The sequence below is a fragment of the Streptomyces sp. NPDC002076 genome, assembly GCF_053593835.1.
In genome coordinates this window covers 33,428-52,087 of sequence record NZ_JBSFDI010000040.1, presented here as the reverse complement: position 1 = coordinate 52,087, position 18,660 = coordinate 33,428, and the positions used below count along the sequence as shown (strand labels likewise).

Sequence of the window (18,660 nt, the reverse complement as noted above, 5' to 3'; positions counted from 1 at the left end):
TGAGTTCTCAAGGAACGGTCGCTTCCTTTGTACTCACCCTCTCGGGCTTTCCTCCGGGCGCTTCCCTTCGGTGTTTCCGACTCTATCAGACCTTTCTCGATCCGATTTCCTCGGCGCTTTCCAGGTTCCCGCTTTTTCTCGCGGTTTCCTTTCCGGCGGTTCCGACTTTATCAGAAGTTCTGAGTCGGGTTTCCCGCCCCCTCCGGGCACCCGTGTCCAGCGCGTGAAGTGCTGGGGTTCCCGGTTGGGCGGAGCCGTAAACGTACTGGAGCGGGGCGCCTCGATGCAAATCGAGGCGCCCCGCTCGGGTGATGCTCCGACGGACCGTCAGACCTCCACGACCACAGGCAGGATCATCGGCCTGCGGCGATACGTGTCCGAGACCCACTTGCCGAGAGTGCGCCGAATGAGTTGCTGGAGCTGGTGCGGCTCCACGACACCGTCCTGGGCGGAGCGCTCCAGCACTTCCGTGATCTTCGGGATGACGTCGGCGAAGGCCGAGTCCTCGATGCCGGAGCCGCGCGCCTGGACGTGCGGGCCACCGGTGATCTTGCCGGTGGACGAGTCCACCACCACGAAGACCGAGATGATGCCCTCGTCGCCGAGGATCTTGCGGTCCTTCAGGGCCGGCTCGCCGACATCGCCGACGGAGAGGCCGTCGACGTAGACGTAGCCCGCCTGGACCTTGCCGGAGATCTTGGCCTTGCCCTGGACCAGGTCGACGACGACGCCGTCCTCGGCGATGACGATCCGGTCGTGCGGGACGCCGGTGAGTGCTCCGAGCTCGGCGTTGGCGCGCAGGTGGCGCCACTCGCCGTGGACCGGCATGAGGTTCTTCGGGCGGCAGATGTTGTAGAAGTACAGCAGCTCGCCCGCGGAGGCGTGGCCGGAAACATGCACCTTGGCGTTGCCCTTGTGGACGACGTTGGCGCCCCAGCGGGTCAGGCCGTTGATCACGCGGTAGACCGCGTTCTCGTTCCCGGGGATGAGCGAGGACGCCAGGATGACCGTGTCGCCCTCGACGATCCGGATCTGGTGATCCCTGTTCGCCATCCTCGACAGCGCCGCCATCGGCTCGCCCTGGGAGCCCGTGCAGACCAGGACCACCTCGTGGTCGGGCAGGTCGTCCAGTGTCTTGACGTCGACCACCAGGCCCGGCGGGACCTTCAGATAGCCGAGGTCACGGGCGATGCCCATGTTGCGGACCATGGAGCGGCCGACGAAGGCGACCCGGCGGCCGTACTCGTGGGCGGCGTCCAGGATCTGCTGGATGCGGTGGACGTGGCTGGCGAAGCTCGCCACGATGATCCGCTTACTGGCGCCGGCGAAGACCTGGCGCAGCACGTTGGAGATGTCGCGCTCGTGCGGAGTGAAGCCCGGGACCTCGGCGTTCGTGGAGTCGGTGAGCAGGAGGTCGATGCCCTCCTCGCTCAGCCGGGCAAAGGCGTGCAGGTCGGTGAGGCGGTTGTCCAGCGGGAGCTGGTCCATCTTGAAGTCGCCGGTGTGCACCGCCATGCCGGCGGGGGTGCGAATGGCGACGGCCAGCGCGTCCGGGATGGAGTGGTTGACGGCGACGAACTCGCAGTCGAAGGGGCCGATGCGTTCACGGTTCCCCTCGGCCACCTCAAGGGTGTACGGGCGGATCCGGTGTTCCTGGAGCTTGGCCTCGATCAGGGCGAGGGTCAGCTTGGAGCCGATCAGCGGGATGTCCGGCTTCTCGCGGAGCAGGAACGGGACACCGCCGATATGGTCCTCGTGGCCGTGTGTGAGGACGATGCCCTCGATGTCGTCGAGACGGTCCCGGACGGACGAGAAGTCCGGCAGGATCAGGTCGATTCCGGGCTGCTCCTCCTCGGGGAAGAGCACTCCGCAGTCGACGATCAACAGGCGGCCGCCGTACTCGAAGACCGTCATGTTTCGGCCGATCTCGCCGAGACCGCCGAGCGGGGTGACCCGAAGACCGCCCTCGGGGAGGGGCGGGGGCGGGCCGAGTTCAGGATGCGGATGACTCAAAAGACTCTCCTCACCACACGCGCCACGTACCGGTCGGGCACGTGGCGCGTGAGACGTTCGTGCAGAAGCAGTTGTCGTTGTGGGGTGCGGGCACCGGTGGCCCGTCTCTTCTGTTGATCTTCAGTTGTGAAGCCTGGGTGGTGCCAAGTCTGTTGTCAGAGCTGTACCCCGCCGGCAGCAAGATCGATCTTGAGCTGGGCGATCTCCTCGGGCGAGCACTCCACCATGGGTGAGCGCAGCGGGCCCGCGGGCAGTCCCTGGAGGGCGAGCGCGGCCTTGGTGGTCATGACGCCCTGGGTGCGGAACATGCCGGTGTAGACCGGGAGCAGCTTCTGGTGGATCTCGGTGGCCTTGACGACGTCGCCGGAGACGTACGCGTCGACGAGGGCGCGCAGGTCGGGGGTGACGACATGGCCGACGACCGAGACGAAGCCGACCGCGCCCACGGAGAGCAGGGGCAGGTTGAGCATGTCGTCGCCGGAGTACCAGGCGAGGCCGGACTGGGCGATGGCCCAGCTGGCACGGCCGAGGTCGCCCTTGGCGTCCTTGTTGGCGACGATCCGGGGGTGCTCGGCGAGCCGGACGAGGGTCTCGGTGTTGATCGGGACGCCGCTGCGGCCGGGGATGTCGTAGAGCATGACCGGCAGGCCGGTGGCGTCGGCGACGGCCGTGAAGTGCCGGTACAGGCCCTCCTGCGGGGGCTTGTTGTAGTACGGCGTGACGACCAGCAGGCCGTGCGCGCCGTCGCGCTCGGCCTGGCGGGCCAGCTCGATGCTGTGGTGGGTGTCGTTGGTGCCGACGCCGGCGACGACGTGGGCGCGGTCTCCGACGGCCTCCAGGACGGCTCGTACGAGGTCCGATTTCTCCGCATCGCTGGTGGTGGGGGACTCGCCGGTGGTGCCGTTGATGATCAGGCCGTCGTTGCCTGCGTCCACCAGGTGGGCGGCGAGCCGCTGCGCGCCGTCGAGGTCGAGTGCGCCGTCCGCCGTGAAGGGCGTGACCATGGCGGTGAGGACCCGCCCGAAGGGGGTCTGCGGAGTCGAGGTCGGAGCCATGGGTAACACGCTACTCGGTGCTCCCTGCGGGGTCTGCCCTCGGGGGGTCGGGAAAGTCAGGACAAATGCGGAGCCCGGCACTGCCTGCTCGGGGGTTCAAGCAGTGCCGGGTCCGTTTGATCAGGCTAGATGAACTTCTCTAAATGCCGCAATACGGACACTTCGCGAGGCTGATCCGTACATCCGTTCCGCGCGGGGGAACGGGGCTTCGCTACGGGGCCACCCGTCCGTTGGCATTGAAGGCTGCGTACGTCAGCGGCATGAGCTTCGCCCACTCCGCCTCCATCTTCTCGCCGACCATCTCGATCTCCCGCTGCGGGAAGGACGGCACCTTGGCCAGCTCGTGCTGGGTGCGCAGGCCGAGGAAGTGCATCAGGGAGCGGGCGTTGCAGGTGGCGTACATCGAGGAGTAGAGGCCGACGGGGAGGGCCGCGCGGGCGACCTCTCGGGCGACGCCTTCGGCGAGCATCTTCTGGTACGCCGCGTACGCCTGCTCGTACGACTCCCGCAGGGTGCCGGTGACCGCCTCGTGCTGGGCCGGGGTGCCCTCGACGAAGACGTACTTGCCGGGGCGGCCCTCCTGCACGAGCTTGCGCTCGGCGCCGGGGACGTAGAAGACGGGCTGGAGCTCCCGGTAGCGGCCGGACTCCTCGTTGTAGGACCAGCCGACCCGGTGCCGCATGAACTCGCGGAAGACGAAGATCGGGGCGCTGATGAAGAACGTCATCGAGTTGTGCTCGAACGGGCTGCCGTGCCGGTCGCGCATCAGGTAGTTGATCAGGCCCTTGGAGCGCTCGGGGTCCTTCTTCAGCTCGTCCAGGGACTGCTCGCCGGCGGTGGAGACCCGCGCGGCGAAGAGGACGTCGGCGTCCGAAGCACTGGACTTCACCAGCTCGACGGTGACGTCACTGCGGAACGTGAGCGACTCGGGGGTGGTCACGGGGGTTGGGGTCCTTCCCATCACAGCTGTGGTTCGCGCCCACCTTACGGGGCACCCGCCCGGGCCACGGCAGTACCTCGACGGTACCTGGCCTCAAAAATCGCACCATGGATTTTTTCCGACATGGGCACCTTTTGTGTCACTCGAGCGTCTGTATCGGTGAGGCCTACACGTTCGACCCCGAAAGGAGACGTTCCCCCGATGTTCCGTCGGCGCGAGCCCGTACCCTTCGCCTTCCTGGCCGAGGCGGACAGGTTCCGCAGCAATGTCACTCCCCCGCCCCGTCCGCGCGCTTCCCTCGGGGAGATAGCCGGGCGCTGGCTGCTGGGACTCACCCTCGTCGCCGGGCTGGTGGGAGCCCTGATCCTCGGCATGCCGGCGATGTCCACCCCGTCGAGTACGCCGACGCAGCAGTCCCAGGCCTCCCAGGGGCACTGACTCTTCCGGCCACCCAAGGGTGGTGAGCGGGCACAGCGGCGGATAGCCTCACCGGCACAGCCACGCATGCACCGAGTGAGGAACAGCCGTGCCCCTGTCCTTTCTGACGGCCGACCGCACCTTCGAGGCCGCTTCCGAGAGCGCGCTGCCGTACGACGACCGGGAGCGCTGGCGGCGCCCCTACCGTCCCGGTCCCTGGCGGGTGGCTGTGGCGGCGCTGGCGCTGCTGCTCGCCTCCTTCGTGCTGTTCGCCGCGGTGGCCATCGCCCTGACCGGCTCGGTGTCCTCGGCCGGGGCGATTTTCGTCGGGGCACTCCTCGTCATCGCGGGCTCGCTGCGGCTGCTGCGCATGGGCGTGTGGGTGAGCGGGCGCGGGCTGCGCCACGTCGGCTTCCTGGTGACGCGTACGGCGCCGTGGGCGCGGGTGCTCTCGGTGCGGACGGTGCAGCAGCCGGTGCGTTGGCTGGGGCTGCCGCGGACGGTGCAGGGGCAGGCGCTGACGCTCGTACGCAGGGAGCGGGCGGCCGAGGACACGTCTGAGTTGCTGACGACGCACACACTGGACTTCCTGGGCCGCCCGGCCGCGTTCGATCGCGCGGCGGACACGGTGGAGGCTTGGGCGGCGGAGTACGGCGGCAGGCGACGCTGACCGGACTGCGGCCCTGTGCTGGTGCGGGCCGGGGGTCGGGGCGGGGTGCCGCGCGCTGGGAGGTGCCGCCGTGCCGCCCCCAGCGGCACGCGACTGCCCGTAGCCAGGCGGGTACGGCCGCCGGCCGGCGTCAGGCCTCGACCGGCCTGCCGTCGTGCAGGGCGATGGCCCGCTGCATCGCCTTGCGGGCGCGCGGGGTGTCGCGGGCGTCGTGGTAGGCGACGGCGAGGCGGAACCAGCAGCGCCAGTCGTCGGGGGACGCCTCGGTCTCGGCCTTGCGCTTCGCGAAGACCTCATCGGCCGAGTCGCGGTCGATCCGGCCGCTGGGCAGGCGCTTCAGCTCGTCGACCGGCAGGCCGCCCTCGGCGTCGAGTTCGGCGGCTAGGGCGTTGGCCCTGCGGACGAACTGGGTGTTCTTCCACAGGAACCACAGGCCGATGACCGGCAGGATCAGTACTGCCACCCCGAAGGTGACGGTCAGGACCGTGCCGGACTGGATGAGCAGCACGCCGCGGCTGCCGACCAGGACGAAGTAGAAGACCAGGACGGCGGCCGTGACGAGGTAGGTGATCTTCGCGCGCATCGGGGAGTCTGTCTCAGCTCAGGTCCAGGAAGTGTTCCAGGCCGAAGGTCAGGCCCGGAGCGGTCACCACGCGGCGGGCGCCGAGCAGGATGCCCGGCATGAAGCTGCTGTGGTGCAGGGAGTCGTGGCGGATGGTCAGGGTCTCCCCCTCGCCGCCGAGCAGCACCTCCTGGTGGGCCAGCAGGCCGCGCAGGCGGACGGCGTGGACCGGGATCCCGTCGACGCTGGCGCCCCGCGCGCCGTCCAGGGCCGTCACCGTGGCGTCCGGCGCCGGGGCCGTACCGGCGGCCCTGCGGGCCTCGGCGATGAGCTGAGCCGTGCGCGTGGCCGTACCGCTCGGCGCGTCCACCTTCTTCGGGTGGTGCAGCTCGACGACCTCGACCGACTCGAACCACGGCGCGGCGATCTGCGCGAACTTCATCGTCAGCACGGCCCCGATGGAGAAGTTGGGCGCGATGAGCACACCGGTCTCGGGAGACTCGGCCAGCCAGCCCTTCAGCTGCGCGAGGCGCTCCTCGGTCCAGCCCGTCGTACCGACGACCGCGTGGATGCCGTGGTGCACGCAGAAGTCGAGGTTTTCCATGACGGAGTCGGGAGTGGTCAGCTCGACGGCGACCTGGGCGCCGGTCTCCGCCAGTGTCTGGAGCTTGTCGCCCCGGCCGAGGGCGGCGACCAGCTCCATGTCCTCGGCGGCCTCGACCGCCTTGACCGCCTCGGACCCGATCCGGCCCCTGGCACCGAGGACCGCCACGCGCAGCTTGCTCATCTCTTGTGCTTCCTTGTCAGGAGTGGTTAGGCGACGGCGTCGTGCAGCCGCGCGGCCTGCTTGTCCTTCAGCGGGCCGATGACCGACAGCGACGGGCGCTGTCCCAGGATGTCGCGGGCGACCGAGCGGACCTCGTCCGGGGTGACCGCGGCTATCCGGTCCAGCATGTCGTCGACGGACATCTGCTCGCCCCAGCACAGCTCGCTCTTGCCGATGCGGTTCATCAGCGCCCCGGTGTCCTCCAGGCCGAGGACGGTGGAGCCCTGGAGCTGGCCGATGGCGCGGGCGATCTCGTCGTCGGTGAGGCCGTTGACGGCGACGTGGTCGAGTTCGTCGCGGCAGATCTTCAGCACGTCGTGCACCTGGCTCGGCCGGCAGCCGGCGTACACCCCGAACAGGCCGCAGTCGGCGAAGCCGGAGGTGTACGAGTACACGCTGTAGGCGAGGCCGCGCTTCTCCCGGACCTCCTGGAAGAGACGGGAGGACATGCCGCCGCCGAGGGCGGTGTTGAGCACGCCCATGGCCCAGCGGCGGTCGTCGGTGCGGGCGAGGCCCGGCATGCCGAGGACGACGTGCGCCTGCTCGGTCTTGCGGCCGAGCAGCTCGACCTTGCCGGAGGTGCGGATCGTACGGCTGCCGTCGCGCGGGCCGATGGGCTGGGCTTCGAGGCCGTTGAACGCGCCCGCCTTCTCGAAGGCCGCGCGGACCTGTCGTACGACCTTGTTGTGGTCGATGTTGCCGGCGCAGGCGACCACCAGGTGGGTGGGGTCGTAGTGCTTCCGGTAGAAGCGGCGGATGCGGTCGGCGGTGAGGGCGTTGACCGTGTCGACCGTGCCGAGGACCGGGCGGCCGAGGGCGTTGTTGCCGAACATGGTGTGCGCGAACAGGTCGTGCACACAGTCGCCCGGGTCGTCCTCGGTCATGGCGATCTCTTCGAGGATCGCGCCGCGCTCGACGTCGACGTCCTCCTCCAGGATCAGCGAGCCGGTCAGCATGTCGCAGACGACGTCGATGGCCAGCGGCAGGTCGGTGTCGAGCACGCGCGCGTAATAGCACGTGTACTCCTTGGCCGTGAACGCGTTCATCTCGCCGCCGACGGCGTCGATGGCGGAGGAGATGTCCAGCGCGCTGCGCTTCTGCGTGCCCTTGAAGAGCAGGTGCTCCAGGTAGTGCGTGGCGCCGTTCAGAGCCGGGGTCTCGTCGCGGGAGCCGACGTGCGCCCAGATGCCGAAGGTCGCGGAGCGGACCGAGGGCAGGGTCTCGGTGACGATGCGCAGGCCCCCCGGGAGGGTGGTCTTGCGGACCGTGCCGATGCCGCCTGTGCCCTTGATGAGGGTTTGGGTACGGGCGACGGCCCGCGCCTCCGAAGAGGGGCGGGCCGTCACCTTGGGGCTACGGGACGTCACTGCTCGGCGTCGTCCTTGTTCTCGTCGTTGCCTTCCTCGCCCTCGATCACCGGAACAAGGGAGAGCTTGCCGCGGGAGTCGATCTCGGCGATCTCGACCTGGACCTTCTGGCCCACGCCGAGGACGTCCTCGACGTTCTCCACGCGCTTGCCGCCGGCCAGCTTGCGGATCTGCGAGATGTGCAGCAGACCGTCCTTGCCGGGCAGCAGGGAGACGAACGCACCGAAGGTGGTCGTCTTGACGACCGTACCGAGGTAGCGCTCGCCGACCTCGGGCATCGTCGGGTTGGCGATGCCGTTGATCGTGGCGCGGGCGGCCTCGGCGGAGGGGCCGTCGGCGGCACCGATGTAGATCGTGCCGTCGTCCTCGATGGTGATCTCGGCGCCCGTGTCCTCCTGGATCTGGTTGATCATCTTGCCCTTGGGGCCGATGACCTCGCCGATCTTGTCGACCGGGATCTTGACGGTGATGATCCGCGGGGCGTGCGGGCTCATCTCGTCGGGCCGGTCGATGGCCTCCATCATCACGTCGAGGATGTGCAGGCGGGCGTCGCGGGCCTGCTTGAGGGCCGCGGCCAGGACGGAGGCGGGGATGCCGTCCAGCTTGGTGTCGAGCTGGAGGGCGGTCACGAACTCCTTGGTGCCGGCGACCTTGAAGTCCATGTCGCCGAAGGCGTCCTCGGCACCGAGGATGTCGGTGAGGGTGACGTAGTGCGTCTCGCCGTCGATCTCCTGGGAGATCAGACCCATGGCGATACCGGCGACCGGGGCCTTCAGCGGCACACCGGCGTTCAGCAGCGACATGGTGGAGGCGCAGACCGAACCCATGGACGTCGATCCGTTGGAGCCGAGGGCCTCGGACACCTGGCGGATCGCGTACGGGAACTCCTCGCGCGTCGGCAGCACCGGCACGAGCGCGCGCTCGGCGAGGGCGCCGTGGCCGATCTCGCGGCGCTTCGGGGAGCCGACGCGGCCGGTCTCACCGGTGGAGTACGGCGGGAAGTTGTAGTTGTGCATGTAGCGCTTGCGGGTCACCGGGGAGAGGGTGTCCAGCTGCTGCTCCATGCGGAGCATGTTGAGGGTGGTGACGCCCAGGATCTGGGTCTCGCCACGCTCGAACAGCGCGGAACCGTGCACCCGCGGAATCGCCTCGACCTCGGCGGCGAGCGTACGGATGTCCGTCACGCCGCGGCCGTCGATGCGCTTCTTCTCCTTGATCACACGCTCGCGGACCAGCTGCTTGGTGAGCGAGCGGTACGCGGCGGAGATCTCCTTCTCGCGGCCCTCGAACTCCGGCAGGAGCTTCTCGGCGGCGAGACCCTTGACGCGGTCCAGCTCGGCCTCGCGCTCCTGCTTGCCGGCGATGGTGAGCGCCTGGGCGAGCTCGGGCTTGACCGCGGCGGTCAGGGCCTCCAGGACGTCGTCCTGGTAGTCCAGGAAGATCGGGAACTCGCCGACCGGCTTGGCGGCCTTGGCGGCGAGGTCGGACTGGGCGCGGCACAGGACCTTGATGAAGGGCTTGGCGGCCTCCAGACCGGCGGCGACGACCTCCTCGGTCGGCGCCTCGGAGCCACCCTCGACCAGCTTGATGGTCTTCTCGGTGGCCTCGGCCTCGACCATCATGATCGCGACGTCGCCGTCCTCCAGGACGCGACCGGCGACCACCATGTCGAAGACGGCGTCCTCGAGCTCGGTGTGCGTCGGGAAGGCGACCCACTGACCGCGGATCAGCGCGACGCGGACGCCGCCGATCGGGCCGGAGAAGGGCAGACCGGCCAGCTGCGTGGACGCGGACGCGGCGTTGATCGCGACGACGTCGTACAGGTGGTCGGGGTTGAGCGCCATGACCGTGCAGACGACCTGGATCTCGTTGCGCAGGCCCTTCTTGAAGGACGGGCGCAGCGGGCGGTCGATGAGGCGGCAGGTGAGGATGGCGTCCTCAGAGGGGCGGCCCTCACGGCGGAAGAAGGAACCGGGGATCTTCCCGGCCGCGTACATCCGCTCCTCGACGTCGACCGTCAGCGGGAAGAAGTCGAGCTGGTCCTTGGGGTTCTTGGAGGCGGTGGTGGCCGACAGCACCATGGTGTCGTCGTCCAGGTACGCCACGGCGGAACCGGCGGCCTGCTTGGCCAGGCGGCCCGTCTCGAAGCGGATCGTACGGGTGCCGAAGGCGCCATTGTCGATGACGGCCTCGGCGTAGTGGGTCTCGTTCTCCACTAGCGTTTTCTCCGTTACATATCGTCTTTCGTCCCTTGGCTGCCCGTGTGGCAGGGGGACGGCGGTGGAGAAGCGCGCCGTGCGGTGCGGGCCGGTCTTCGATCGAAGCACCCGGGGCTCGCTTCCCCCCGGGGGCCACTACCGAGGACCGGCGGCGGCTAGGTGCGCTTCTCCTCGTTCTGTGTCGTACGTCGTTCTGTGTCGTACGTATTGCGTTGTGCTACCACACTACAAAGCGTGAGTGACACTCCGCACGTTTCCGCACGTGCGAGGAAGGTTTCCGCACGTACGACGAAGGGAGCGGCCCCCGGGTCCTTCCGGGAACCGCTCCCTTCACGGCGTCTTACTTGGCGCCCGCCGCACCACGGCGGATGCCGAGGCGGTCGACCAGCGTACGGAAGCGCTGGATGTCCTTCTTCGCCAGGTACTGGAGAAGGCGGCGGCGCTGACCGACGAGGATCAGCAGGCCACGACGGGAGTGGTGGTCGTGCTTGTGGGTCTTGAGGTGCTCCGTCAGGTCGGAGATCCGACGGGAGAGCAGAGCGACCTGGACCTCGGGGGAGCCGGTGTCACCCTCCTTGGTACCGAACTCGGCCATGATCTGCTTCTTCGTAGCGGCGTCGAGCGACACGCGTACTCCTCATAGTCTGTTGAATGCCACCGAGTGCCCCCGGTCTACGTCTCGGGGGAGCTTCCGTTACTCGGGAGGCGGGGATCCGCTGGGCGCGGCCACCAGAGCCCTTTCAGTGGGCTCCGGAGGTGCGTACACAAACGGCCGTCACTCAGGGTACCAGTACGGTTCGGCCGTCCGTGTCACCCGTCGCGCCGGGCGTTCCAGATGAGGACGGCCACGATCACGAGGACCAGGACGATGACCGTGATCCACACGAAGCCGCCGCCACCGGATCCGTGGCTCCCGTAGTGGCGGTGGCCGCTGGAGTAGCTGCCGTGATAGATGCTGCGGTGACCGCCGCCCCGGCCGCGCCCCAGGGCGAGGGCATCGGTCGACGGGAGGGACCACGGGGCGGTGCCAGGCATGCTCATGCCCGGGAATTTACGTGCCCATGGCATGCCATGGGCACGCGCGTTGCGTGCCTGTGACGAAATCTCCGCTCTCCGGGCACAAGCGGCCGCCCGGTGAGATCGGCCGTCCCTCCTCCAGGCGTTGACCAGCCGGTTTCACGGTACGCGTGCGTGGTCTCCCAGTAGGGTGACGGCGCAACGCTGTCCGTATGCCGAAGGGGGCCGCTTCACCATGGCCGAGACACAGGGCACGAGCGCCGGGACACCGGCGCCGGAATCGCAGGAAGACGTCAAAGCGCGCAAGGAGCGGGAACGGGACGAGCTGTACGCGCTCGACATCTCCGGCGTGGAGTGGCAGTGCGCGCCCGGCACGGAGGAGCACGAGGAGCGGGTCGAGATCGCGTACCTGCCCGGCGGGGCGGTGGCGATGCGCTCCTCCCTCGACCACGACACCGTGCTGCGCTACACCGAGGCGGAGTGGCGTGCGTTCGTGCTGGGGGCGCGGGACGGGGAGTTCGATCTGGAGCCGTCGGAGCGCAACGGGGGGCTTTCGGCGCAGTGAGCGGAAGACGAGAAAGGGCGGCACGCATGCGTGCCGCCCTTTTTCCGTGGCTTTCCCCGGCGTCGGTCCTCAGCTGGTCATCGCCCGTGCACGCGCGTACACGTCGAACACGGCCAGCGCCAGCGGGATCAGCGTGAGCAGGACGAAGCTCTCGGCGATCTCCAGGAAGCGGCCCCAGAAGGGGGTGACACCGCGGCGCGGAGTGATCAGACCGATCGCGGTGACCAGGGCGGCGGCCGCGCCGACCGCCGCGGCGAGCCAGATGCTGCGGATGTCGAGCGCCGAGGTGTCGCCCTGGAAGGCGTCGATCAGGTAGCCCCGGGGCGGGTTCAGGGCGAGTCCGAGGCCGAGGAAGACGAGGGCGGCGAGGCCGGCCGCCAGGGTGGCACCGACCTGTGCGGTGTAGCGGAAGAGGTGGGCCCGCATCAGCATCGCCACGCCGGTCGCGAGGGCCAGGAGCTGGGCCCAGACGTTGCTGGAGAAGCCGAGGACGATCGACGCGCCCACGGCCACCAGGGCACATCCTCCGACGAGGCCGACGAGGAGTTCATGGCCGCGCCGGGCCTGGGCGGCCACCCGCTCGGCGTCCACGGGCTCCTGCGGGGCGGGCTCGCCGGTGTCGTAGCCGCCGCGGGAGGGGTTGGGCGGTTCGAAGCCGATGGGCAGCCGCGCGAAGCGCATGGACAGCCCCGGCAGGAAGGCCAGCGCCACGACGGACAGCGGGGCGCAGATGGCGGCCGTCTCGATGGGCTTCAGATCGGTGAGGGTCGCGATGAAGGTGGTGACCAGGCCGATGGTGGAGGCGAAGAGGAACGCCACGAAGGGTCCGTCACCGCCGGGCGAGACCAGGGTGAGCACCAGGGAGGCGACGAGGACCGCCGTGCAGGCGAGGAGGAACTGGAGCCGTCCGATGCCCTCGTGATGGGCGAGCGGCAGCAGTCCTGAACCGGCCACGCCGATGTTCGGCAGGGCGCCGAGTCCCAGCGCGACTGCGGAGCCCCGGTCGTCGTACACACGCGCGCGTACGCAGGCGATGGTGACCAGCAGGATGCCGGTGACGCCCGCGATGATGCCCTGCAGGCTGTGCATGTCGTGGTGGATCTGGGCGCTCCAGGCCACGAAGGCGAGCAGCGCGGGCAGGATGCCGCCCGCGACGAGACCGGCGGCGCGGGTGAGGTCGCCGCTCCACAGGGTGCGGTCGCGGGTGACGGCGGAGGCCACCGCCTCGGAGACGTCGTCGAGGACGGCGGGCGGCAGCGACTCGGCGAACGGGCGCAGGGTGAGCAGCTCGCCGTCGAGGATGCGCTGCGCCGTGAAGGACCGGGCGCCGTCGAGGACGGTGCCGTCGCGCCGTACGAGGTGATAGCCGACCGGAGCGCCCTCGGCGGGGCTCTGCTGGGACAGGCGCAGTATCTCCGGGTACAGGTCGGCGACCGGTACGTCGTCGGGCAGCGCCACGTCGATGCGGCTGTCGGGCGCCACGATGGTGACCCGGCAGAAGCCGAATCCCATGCCCGCCCCGGAAGGGGCTCCGGTGCCGTGTCCGCCGGTCGCGCCGGCCGGCGCGGAGGCCGTCATGCTCACCTGCTGTTCCCCCTCGTCGGTGGTGGGGCGGCCGCGGTACCGCCGCGCACCTTCCGCCCGTAAAAATCCTGTGTAGGTTGTGCGGCGCCACACGCTCCACCGGTCAACCGAGCGGTCGCATCCGGGGTTTGCGGGGAGGCGCCTCCTTCGAACCGTTGCGGATTGCCCGAGTTTTCCCGGAACGATTCGCAACTGCTCACGCGTCTCACCGGCACCCTACCGCCAGCCGTTGTCAGTGGTTGTCAGTAGGATCGCGCTTCGCGATCGACGTTCGCCTGACACGGGGCGGCGGACGAAAAATCTCGGTCCGGCAAGGGAATTGGTGCGTAGTGAGCCACATCGTCGTCAAGCGCCCACCGCGGGCACTGCCGAAGGAAGTGCCCACGGACGAGGTCCTGCTGCAAGCTCCGCCGGAACTTCCGCGCGGCCAGCAGGAGAGCGCTTGGATGCAGCTCCTGCCCATGCTCGGCATGGGCGGGTCGGTGGTGTTCTTCTTCAACCCGCAGGCCCAGCCCTTCATGAAGATCATGGGCCTGCTGATGGTGGCCTCCACGGTCGCCATGGGCATCTCGATGCTGGTCCGCTACCGGCGCGGCAACCAGGGGCAGATGGCCGACATGCGCCGTGACTACCTGCGTTATCTGTCGCAGACCCGGCGCGCCGCCCTGGACACCGCCAAGGCCCAGCGCGACGCGCAGTACTACCTGCACCCTTCGCCGGAGCAACTGTGGGCGCTGGTCGCCGAGGGCAGCCGGGTGTGGGAACGGCGCACCGGGGACGAGGACTTCGGACAGGTGCGCGTGGGTCTCGGTCCGCAGTCCCTGGCCACTCCCCTGATCCCACCGGAGACCGCTCCGGTGGACGAGCTGGAGCCGCTCACCGCGGGAGCCATGCAGCGCTTCCTGGCCACGCACAGCACCCTCGACGAGCTGCCGATGGCGGTCTCGCTGCGCGCCTTCTACCACGTGACGATCAGCGGCGAGCCCGGCACCGTGCGCGGCGCCGCCCGTGCCGTCACCGCCTCCCTCGCCTCGCTGCACTCCCCCGAGGACCTGGTCATCGCCGTCGTCGCCGAGCGCCAGTCGGCACCCGAGTGGGAGTGGGCCAAGTGGCTGCCGCACGTGCAGGCCCCTGGCCTCGCCGACGGCGCCGGCAGCATCCGTCTGATCACCACCGACCCGGTGGAGCTGGAGGACCGGCTCGCCTCCCGACTCCAGGGCCGCCCGCGCTTCCACCCCGGCGGCCCCCCGGTCCCCGAGCAGCCGCATGTGGTGGTCGTGCTCGACGGCGCCTCCCTGCCCCCGACCTCCTTGCTGGCCAGCCCCGAGGGCATGCAGGGAGTGACGGTCCTGGAGATCGTGCCGGGCGACCTCACCATCGGCCGCGGCGACCTGTCCGTCATCGTGCAGCCCAGGGAGCTGCGCCTGGAGTCGGCCCACGGCATGGTCTACGAGGGAACGCCGGACGTCCTGTCGTACGAGGCCGCCGAGGCGCTCGCCCGCCAACTGGCGCCCCTGCGGGTGGCGTCGGGCGGGGACGACGACGAACCGCTGCTCGCGAACCTGGAGTTCACCGACCTGCTGAACCTGGGCGACGCGGCCTCGGTCGACCCGAAGCGGACCTGGCGGCCGCGCTCGCAGTCGGAGCGGCTGCGGGTGCCGATCGGTGTCGGCGAGGACGGCCGGCCCGTCATGCTCGACCTCAAGGAGGCCGCGCAGGAGGGCATGGGCCCGCACGGCCTGTGCGTCGGCGCCACCGGTTCCGGCAAGTCGGAACTGCTGCGCACGCTGGTTCTCGGCCTCGCCGTGACCCACTCCTCCGAGACGCTGAACTTCGTCCTCGCCGACTTCAAGGGTGGTGCCACGTTCGCGGGCATGGCCCAACTGCCGCACGTGGCGGCCGTGATCACCAACCTGGCCGACGACCTGACCCTCGTCGACCGCATGGGCGACTCGATCCGCGGTGAACTGAACCGCCGCCAGGAGCTGCTGCGCGACGCGGGCAACTACGCCAACATCCACGACTACGAGAAGGCCCGCGCGGCCGGCGCCCCCCTGCAGCCGATCCCGTCCCTCGTGCTGGTGATCGACGAGTTCAGCGAGCTGCTGACCGCCAAGCCGGACTTCATCGAGATGTTCGTGCAGATCGGCCGTATCGGCCGTTCGCTGGGCGTGCACCTGCTGCTGGCCTCGCAGCGCCTGGAGGAGGGCCGGCTGCGCGGCCTGGAGACCTATCTGTCGTACCGCATCGGCCTGCGCACGTTCTCGGCGGCCGAGTCCCGCGCCGCGATCGGTGTCCCGGACGCCTACGAGCTGCCGAACGTGCCGGGTTCCGGTTTCCTGAAGTTCGGCACCGACGAAATGACGCGGTTCAAGGCGGCGTACGTCTCCGGCGTGTACCGCACGAGCTCTCAGCAGGCCGCGGCGTTCGGCGGCCCGCTGCCCGTCGACCGCAGGCCGGTCCTGTTCACCGCGGCGGAGGTGCCGGTGCAGTATGCGCCAATCCCGCAGCAGCGCAAGGAGGTGGCGACCGAGCAGCAGGACGACGCGCTCGCCGACACCGTCCTCGACGTGATCGTGCGGCGCCTGGAGGCGCAGGGGCCGGCCGCCCACCAGGTATGGCTGCCCCCGCTGGACAGCCCGCCGTCGCTCGACGCGCTGCTGCCGGGCCTCGCTCCGGTGCCCGGCCGTGGCATGACCCAGCCGGGCTACGAGGGCGCCGGCCGGCTCGTCGTCCCCGTCGGCCTCATCGACAAGCCCTACGAGCAGCGGCGCGACCCGCTGTGGCTCGACTTCGGCGGCGCGGCCGGCCATATGCAGATCATCGGCGGCCCGCAGTCCGGCAAGTCGACACTGCTGCGCTCGATCATCGCGTCGTTCGCCCTCACCCACACCCCTCGGGAAGTGCAGTTCTACGGCCTGGACTTCGGTGGTGGCGGTATGGCCGCGGTGTCCGGCCTGCCCCATGTGGGCGGCGTGGCCTCACGCCTCGACCCGGAGAAGGTGCGGCGTACGGCGGCCGAGGCGTACGGCGTCATGACCCGGCGCGAGGAGTACTTCCGCTCGGCGGGCATCTCCTCCATCGCGGAGTTCCGCTCCCGTCGGGCGCGCGGCGACATCTCGGTGACCGACCAGCCCTGGGGTGACGTCTTCCTCGTCATCGACGGCTGGGGCAACTTCCGCACGGACTACGAGGCGCTGGAGCCGCTGGTCCTGGACATGGCCCAGCGCGGTCTCGGCTACGGCATCCACGTGATCATCACCGCGTCGCGTTCGATGGAGGTCCGGTCGAACCTCAAGGACCACCTGATGAACCGCCTGGAGCTGCGGCTCGGTGACCCGATGGACTCGGACATCGACCGCAAGGTCGCGGCCAACGTGCCCACCGGGGTGCCGGGCCGCGGCCAGACCCCGCAGAAGCAGCACTTCATGGCGGCGGTCCCGCGCATCGACGGTCTCTCCTCCGACACGGACCTGGCGGAGGCCACGACCGCGCTGGCGGCCGAGGTCACCCGGCACTGGCAGGAGCCCGGCGCGCCCGAGGTGCGCCTGCTGCCCCGCGAGTTCCCGGCGGCCCAGCTCCCGCCCGGCGACCGGTTCCCGAACCGGGGTGTCTCCTTCGCCCTCGACGAGGACAACCTCGAGCCGGTGTTCGTGGACTTCGAGCAGGACCCGTTCTTCCTGGTGTTCGGCGAGAGCGAGTCCGGCAAGTCGAACCTGCTGAAGCTGCTGATCAAGCGCCTCACCGAGCGTTACGACGGCCAGAGCTGCAAGCTGTTCGTCGTCGACAACCGGCGCTCGCTGCTCGGGGTGACCCCGGACTCGCACCTGGCCGAGTACATCCCCATGTCGAACCAGATGCAGCACCACATGGACGCGCTGGCCGACCTGATGCAGCGCCGCACGCCGACGGCCGACGTGACCCCCGAGCAGCTGCGCAACCGCAGCTGGTGGCGGGGCCCCACGGTGTACGTCGTCATCGACGACTACGACCTCGTGTCCACATCGAGCGGCAACCCGCTGGCGGGCCTGACGGAACTCCTCCCCTTCGCCCGCGACGTCGGCGTCCGCTTCATCATCGCGCGCTCGACAGCGGGCGCCGGCCGCGCCGGCTACGAGTCCTTCATGCAGCGCATCAAGGAACTCGGCGCCCAGGGCGTGGTCCTCGCCGGCGACCCGGCGGAGGGCGAACTGCTCGGCGGAGTACGGCCGCGGCCGATGCCGGCGGGGCGGGGGATCTTCGTTTCTCGGAAGCGGGGGAAGCCTGTGGTGCAGGTGGGGTTGGTGGAGTCCTAGGAGGCCTTTGCTTTCGGAGTCGTTGTCGGGCTGCTGCTGTTGGCCCGACCTGGATGCCGCGGACCTTGCCGGTCCGCGGCATCCGGCGTTCTCGGGCAGCTGCGGGACCGAAGTGGAGGTTTCGGGGGTACTTGGGGTTGATGCTGCGCCTGTTCCAACGCTTCGACGAGTACGGCGGCCTCCAGCGCAACCTGAGTCTGACGCTCGCCGGCACCTCGCAGAGCGACTCGACCGCCATGACCGAGTGGAAGAGCAAGATGATCGTTCTCGGCAACCAGCCGATCGGCGGGCAGACCGGACCCATGGGCTTCCAGGCCATGAGCAACCTCATACGGGCGGGCGACTACGACGACCAGTTCCTCAAGAGCTAGGGCACCGCTCTCATGTCCACCGAGCGCAAGCTCACCGGCAACGGCGGGCATGGCAACCTGGCCTGGCAGCACATGGGCGTGGACCCGTGGCTCAACCGCATGGGCGACGACAGCGGCGACGACCCGTTGACGGGGTACCTGAAGGCACTGTCCAACAGCCCGGACGCGGCCACGGACTTCTTCAACGAGGAGTACCTGCCAAAGGGGAGAGACCACAAAGAGGCAGTCCCCACCTTCACGTACCTCTTCGAGGACCGTGAGTGGCCCAAGGAGACCGACGCCAAGGGCGACGACATCCACCCCGGGCAGAACAACCTGGCCATGGCGATCGAAGCAGCCACGACCGGGCACCCGGCAGGCGAACTGCCGACGGCGGACACCCCGGCACACAACGATCAGCAGGCCAAGCTCATGGCGAGCGTCGTCGCCTCCGTCAGCGACGACCCCGACCGCCTGACCAAGAACGGTTACATGTCCGACAGCATCGGCCAGATGGCGTCGGAATATCTCCCGGACATCAACCGTGCCTCGACCGGCGTCAAGCCGGATGCCAACTCCGAGGAATGGCAGCAGATCGAGAAACTCTTCCCCGTCGCCGGGGCGTCGGCACAGATGGACCACGCCGACGTGTCCCGATTCCTGATCGCGGTCGGGCAGAACCCCGAGGGCTACTCAGCGGTGGAGGTCGGCCAGAAGGCCCTCATGGGCTACCACTTGAATCCGGACCTGCCCGAGGACCAGCGGTACGGGCAGAGCATG

At 69.4% G+C, this 18,660-nt stretch carries 15 protein-coding genes; 5 read left to right on the top strand and 10 right to left on the bottom strand.

Translation table 11 applies throughout. From position 1 onward, the window contains the following. Positions 1–327 precede the first annotated feature (327 nt). The 3 genes from ACWCQS_RS43940 to thyX form a co-directional block, all read right to left on the bottom strand. The gene (locus ACWCQS_RS43940) at positions 328–2,013 is read right to left on the bottom strand and encodes a ribonuclease J (RefSeq protein WP_451009718.1); all 1,686 of its coding nucleotides are present in this window, start codon (positions 2,011–2,013) and stop codon (positions 328–330) included. A 155-nt stretch (positions 2,014–2,168) separates the two neighbouring features. Then, positions 2,169–3,068, bottom strand: coding sequence for a 4-hydroxy-tetrahydrodipicolinate synthase (dapA, locus tag ACWCQS_RS43935; RefSeq protein ID WP_451009717.1), 900 nt, complete (start codon positions 3,066–3,068; stop codon positions 2,169–2,171). 211 nt (positions 3,069–3,279) lie between these two features. After that, positions 3,280–4,029 carry an FAD-dependent thymidylate synthase gene (gene thyX, locus ACWCQS_RS43930; RefSeq protein WP_451009716.1) on the bottom strand — a complete coding sequence of 250 codons (750 nt, stop codon included), beginning with the start codon at positions 4,027–4,029 and terminating at the stop codon, positions 3,280–3,282. Positions 4,030–4,209: 180 nt separating this feature from the next. Between thyX and ACWCQS_RS43925 the strand changes: the two genes are divergently transcribed. After that, complete coding sequence (locus ACWCQS_RS43925) at positions 4,210–4,446, top strand: hypothetical protein (protein WP_450980257.1); 237 nt, start codon at positions 4,210–4,212, stop codon at positions 4,444–4,446. A gap of 88 nt (positions 4,447–4,534) precedes the next feature. Beyond that, the gene (locus ACWCQS_RS43920) at positions 4,535–5,095 is read left to right on the top strand and encodes a hypothetical protein (RefSeq protein ID WP_451009715.1); all 561 of its coding nucleotides are present in this window, start codon (positions 4,535–4,537) and stop codon (positions 5,093–5,095) included. A 130-nt stretch (positions 5,096–5,225) separates the two neighbouring features. On the opposite strand, the gene ACWCQS_RS43915 is transcribed toward ACWCQS_RS43920, so the two are convergent. The 6 genes from ACWCQS_RS43915 to ACWCQS_RS43890 all read right to left on the bottom strand — a co-directional run bounded on the left by ACWCQS_RS43915 (position 5,226) and on the right by ACWCQS_RS43890 (position 11,110). Then, complete coding sequence (locus ACWCQS_RS43915; RefSeq protein ID WP_388627758.1) at positions 5,226–5,678, bottom strand: tetratricopeptide repeat protein; 453 nt, start codon at positions 5,676–5,678, stop codon at positions 5,226–5,228. 13 nt (positions 5,679–5,691) lie between these two features. Then, entirely contained in the window at positions 5,692–6,444 is a 753-nt protein-coding gene (dapB, locus tag ACWCQS_RS43910) for a 4-hydroxy-tetrahydrodipicolinate reductase (protein WP_451009714.1), read from the bottom strand. Between the two features lie 26 nt (positions 6,445–6,470). Further along, positions 6,471–7,850: a M16 family metallopeptidase gene (locus ACWCQS_RS43905; RefSeq protein ID WP_451009713.1), complete on the bottom strand. Its 1,380-nt coding sequence runs from the start codon at positions 7,848–7,850 to the stop codon at positions 6,471–6,473. Beyond that, the gene (locus tag ACWCQS_RS43900) at positions 7,847–10,066 is read right to left on the bottom strand and encodes a polyribonucleotide nucleotidyltransferase (protein WP_450980261.1); all 2,220 of its coding nucleotides are present in this window, start codon (positions 10,064–10,066) and stop codon (positions 7,847–7,849) included. The genes ACWCQS_RS43905 and ACWCQS_RS43900 overlap by 4 nt, the downstream gene beginning before the upstream one ends. A 343-nt stretch (positions 10,067–10,409) precedes the next feature. Next, positions 10,410–10,697, bottom strand: coding sequence for a 30S ribosomal protein S15 (gene rpsO / locus ACWCQS_RS43895; RefSeq protein ID WP_031118350.1), 288 nt, complete (start codon positions 10,695–10,697; stop codon positions 10,410–10,412). A 182-nt stretch (positions 10,698–10,879) separates the two neighbouring features. Beyond that, positions 10,880–11,110, bottom strand: coding sequence for a hypothetical protein (locus ACWCQS_RS43890; protein ID WP_451009712.1), 231 nt, complete (start codon positions 11,108–11,110; stop codon positions 10,880–10,882). A gap of 211 nt (positions 11,111–11,321) precedes the next feature. Between ACWCQS_RS43890 and ACWCQS_RS43885 the strand changes: the two genes are divergently transcribed. Next, a complete protein-coding gene (locus ACWCQS_RS43885; RefSeq protein WP_451009711.1) occupies positions 11,322–11,651 on the top strand; it encodes a DUF397 domain-containing protein in 330 nt (109 codons plus the stop codon). 69 nt (positions 11,652–11,720) lie between these two features. Here ACWCQS_RS43885 and eccD read toward each other — a convergent pair whose 3' ends face one another. After that, positions 11,721–13,229: a type VII secretion integral membrane protein EccD gene (gene eccD, locus ACWCQS_RS43880; protein ID WP_451009719.1), complete on the bottom strand. Its 1,509-nt coding sequence runs from the start codon at positions 13,227–13,229 to the stop codon at positions 11,721–11,723. Between the two features lie 335 nt (positions 13,230–13,564). Between eccD and eccCa the strand changes: the two genes are divergently transcribed. After that, the gene (gene eccCa, locus ACWCQS_RS43875; RefSeq protein WP_451009710.1) at positions 13,565–17,530 is read left to right on the top strand and encodes a type VII secretion protein EccCa; all 3,966 of its coding nucleotides are present in this window, start codon (positions 13,565–13,567) and stop codon (positions 17,528–17,530) included. Between the two features lie 140 nt (positions 17,531–17,670). Continuing rightward, complete coding sequence (locus tag ACWCQS_RS43870) at positions 17,671–17,901, top strand: hypothetical protein (protein ID WP_451009709.1); 231 nt, start codon at positions 17,671–17,673, stop codon at positions 17,899–17,901. Positions 17,902–18,660: the final 759 nt, after the last annotated feature.

Excerpts from the sequence above, each read along its gene's own strand:
- dapA (WP_451009717.1), bottom strand. The coding sequence starts at position 3,068 with ATGGCTCCGACCTCGACTCCGCAGACCCCCTTCGGGCGGGTCCTCACC.
- thyX (WP_451009716.1), bottom strand. The coding sequence starts at position 4,029 with ATGGGAAGGACCCCAACCCCCGTGACCACCCCCGAGTCGCTCACGTTC.
- ACWCQS_RS43925 (WP_450980257.1), top strand. The coding sequence starts at position 4,210 with ATGTTCCGTCGGCGCGAGCCCGTACCCTTCGCCTTCCTGGCCGAGGCG.
- ACWCQS_RS43915 (WP_388627758.1), bottom strand. The coding sequence starts at position 5,678 with ATGCGCGCGAAGATCACCTACCTCGTCACGGCCGCCGTCCTGGTCTTC.
- dapB (WP_451009714.1), bottom strand. The coding sequence starts at position 6,444 with ATGAGCAAGCTGCGCGTGGCGGTCCTCGGTGCCAGGGGCCGGATCGGG.
- ACWCQS_RS43890 (WP_451009712.1), bottom strand. The coding sequence starts at position 11,110 with ATGAGCATGCCTGGCACCGCCCCGTGGTCCCTCCCGTCGACCGATGCC.
- ACWCQS_RS43885 (WP_451009711.1), top strand. The coding sequence starts at position 11,322 with ATGGCCGAGACACAGGGCACGAGCGCCGGGACACCGGCGCCGGAATCG.
- eccD (WP_451009719.1), bottom strand. The coding sequence starts at position 13,229 with ATGACGGCCTCCGCGCCGGCCGGCGCGACCGGCGGACACGGCACCGGA.
- ACWCQS_RS43870 (WP_451009709.1), top strand. The coding sequence starts at position 17,671 with ATGCTGCGCCTGTTCCAACGCTTCGACGAGTACGGCGGCCTCCAGCGC.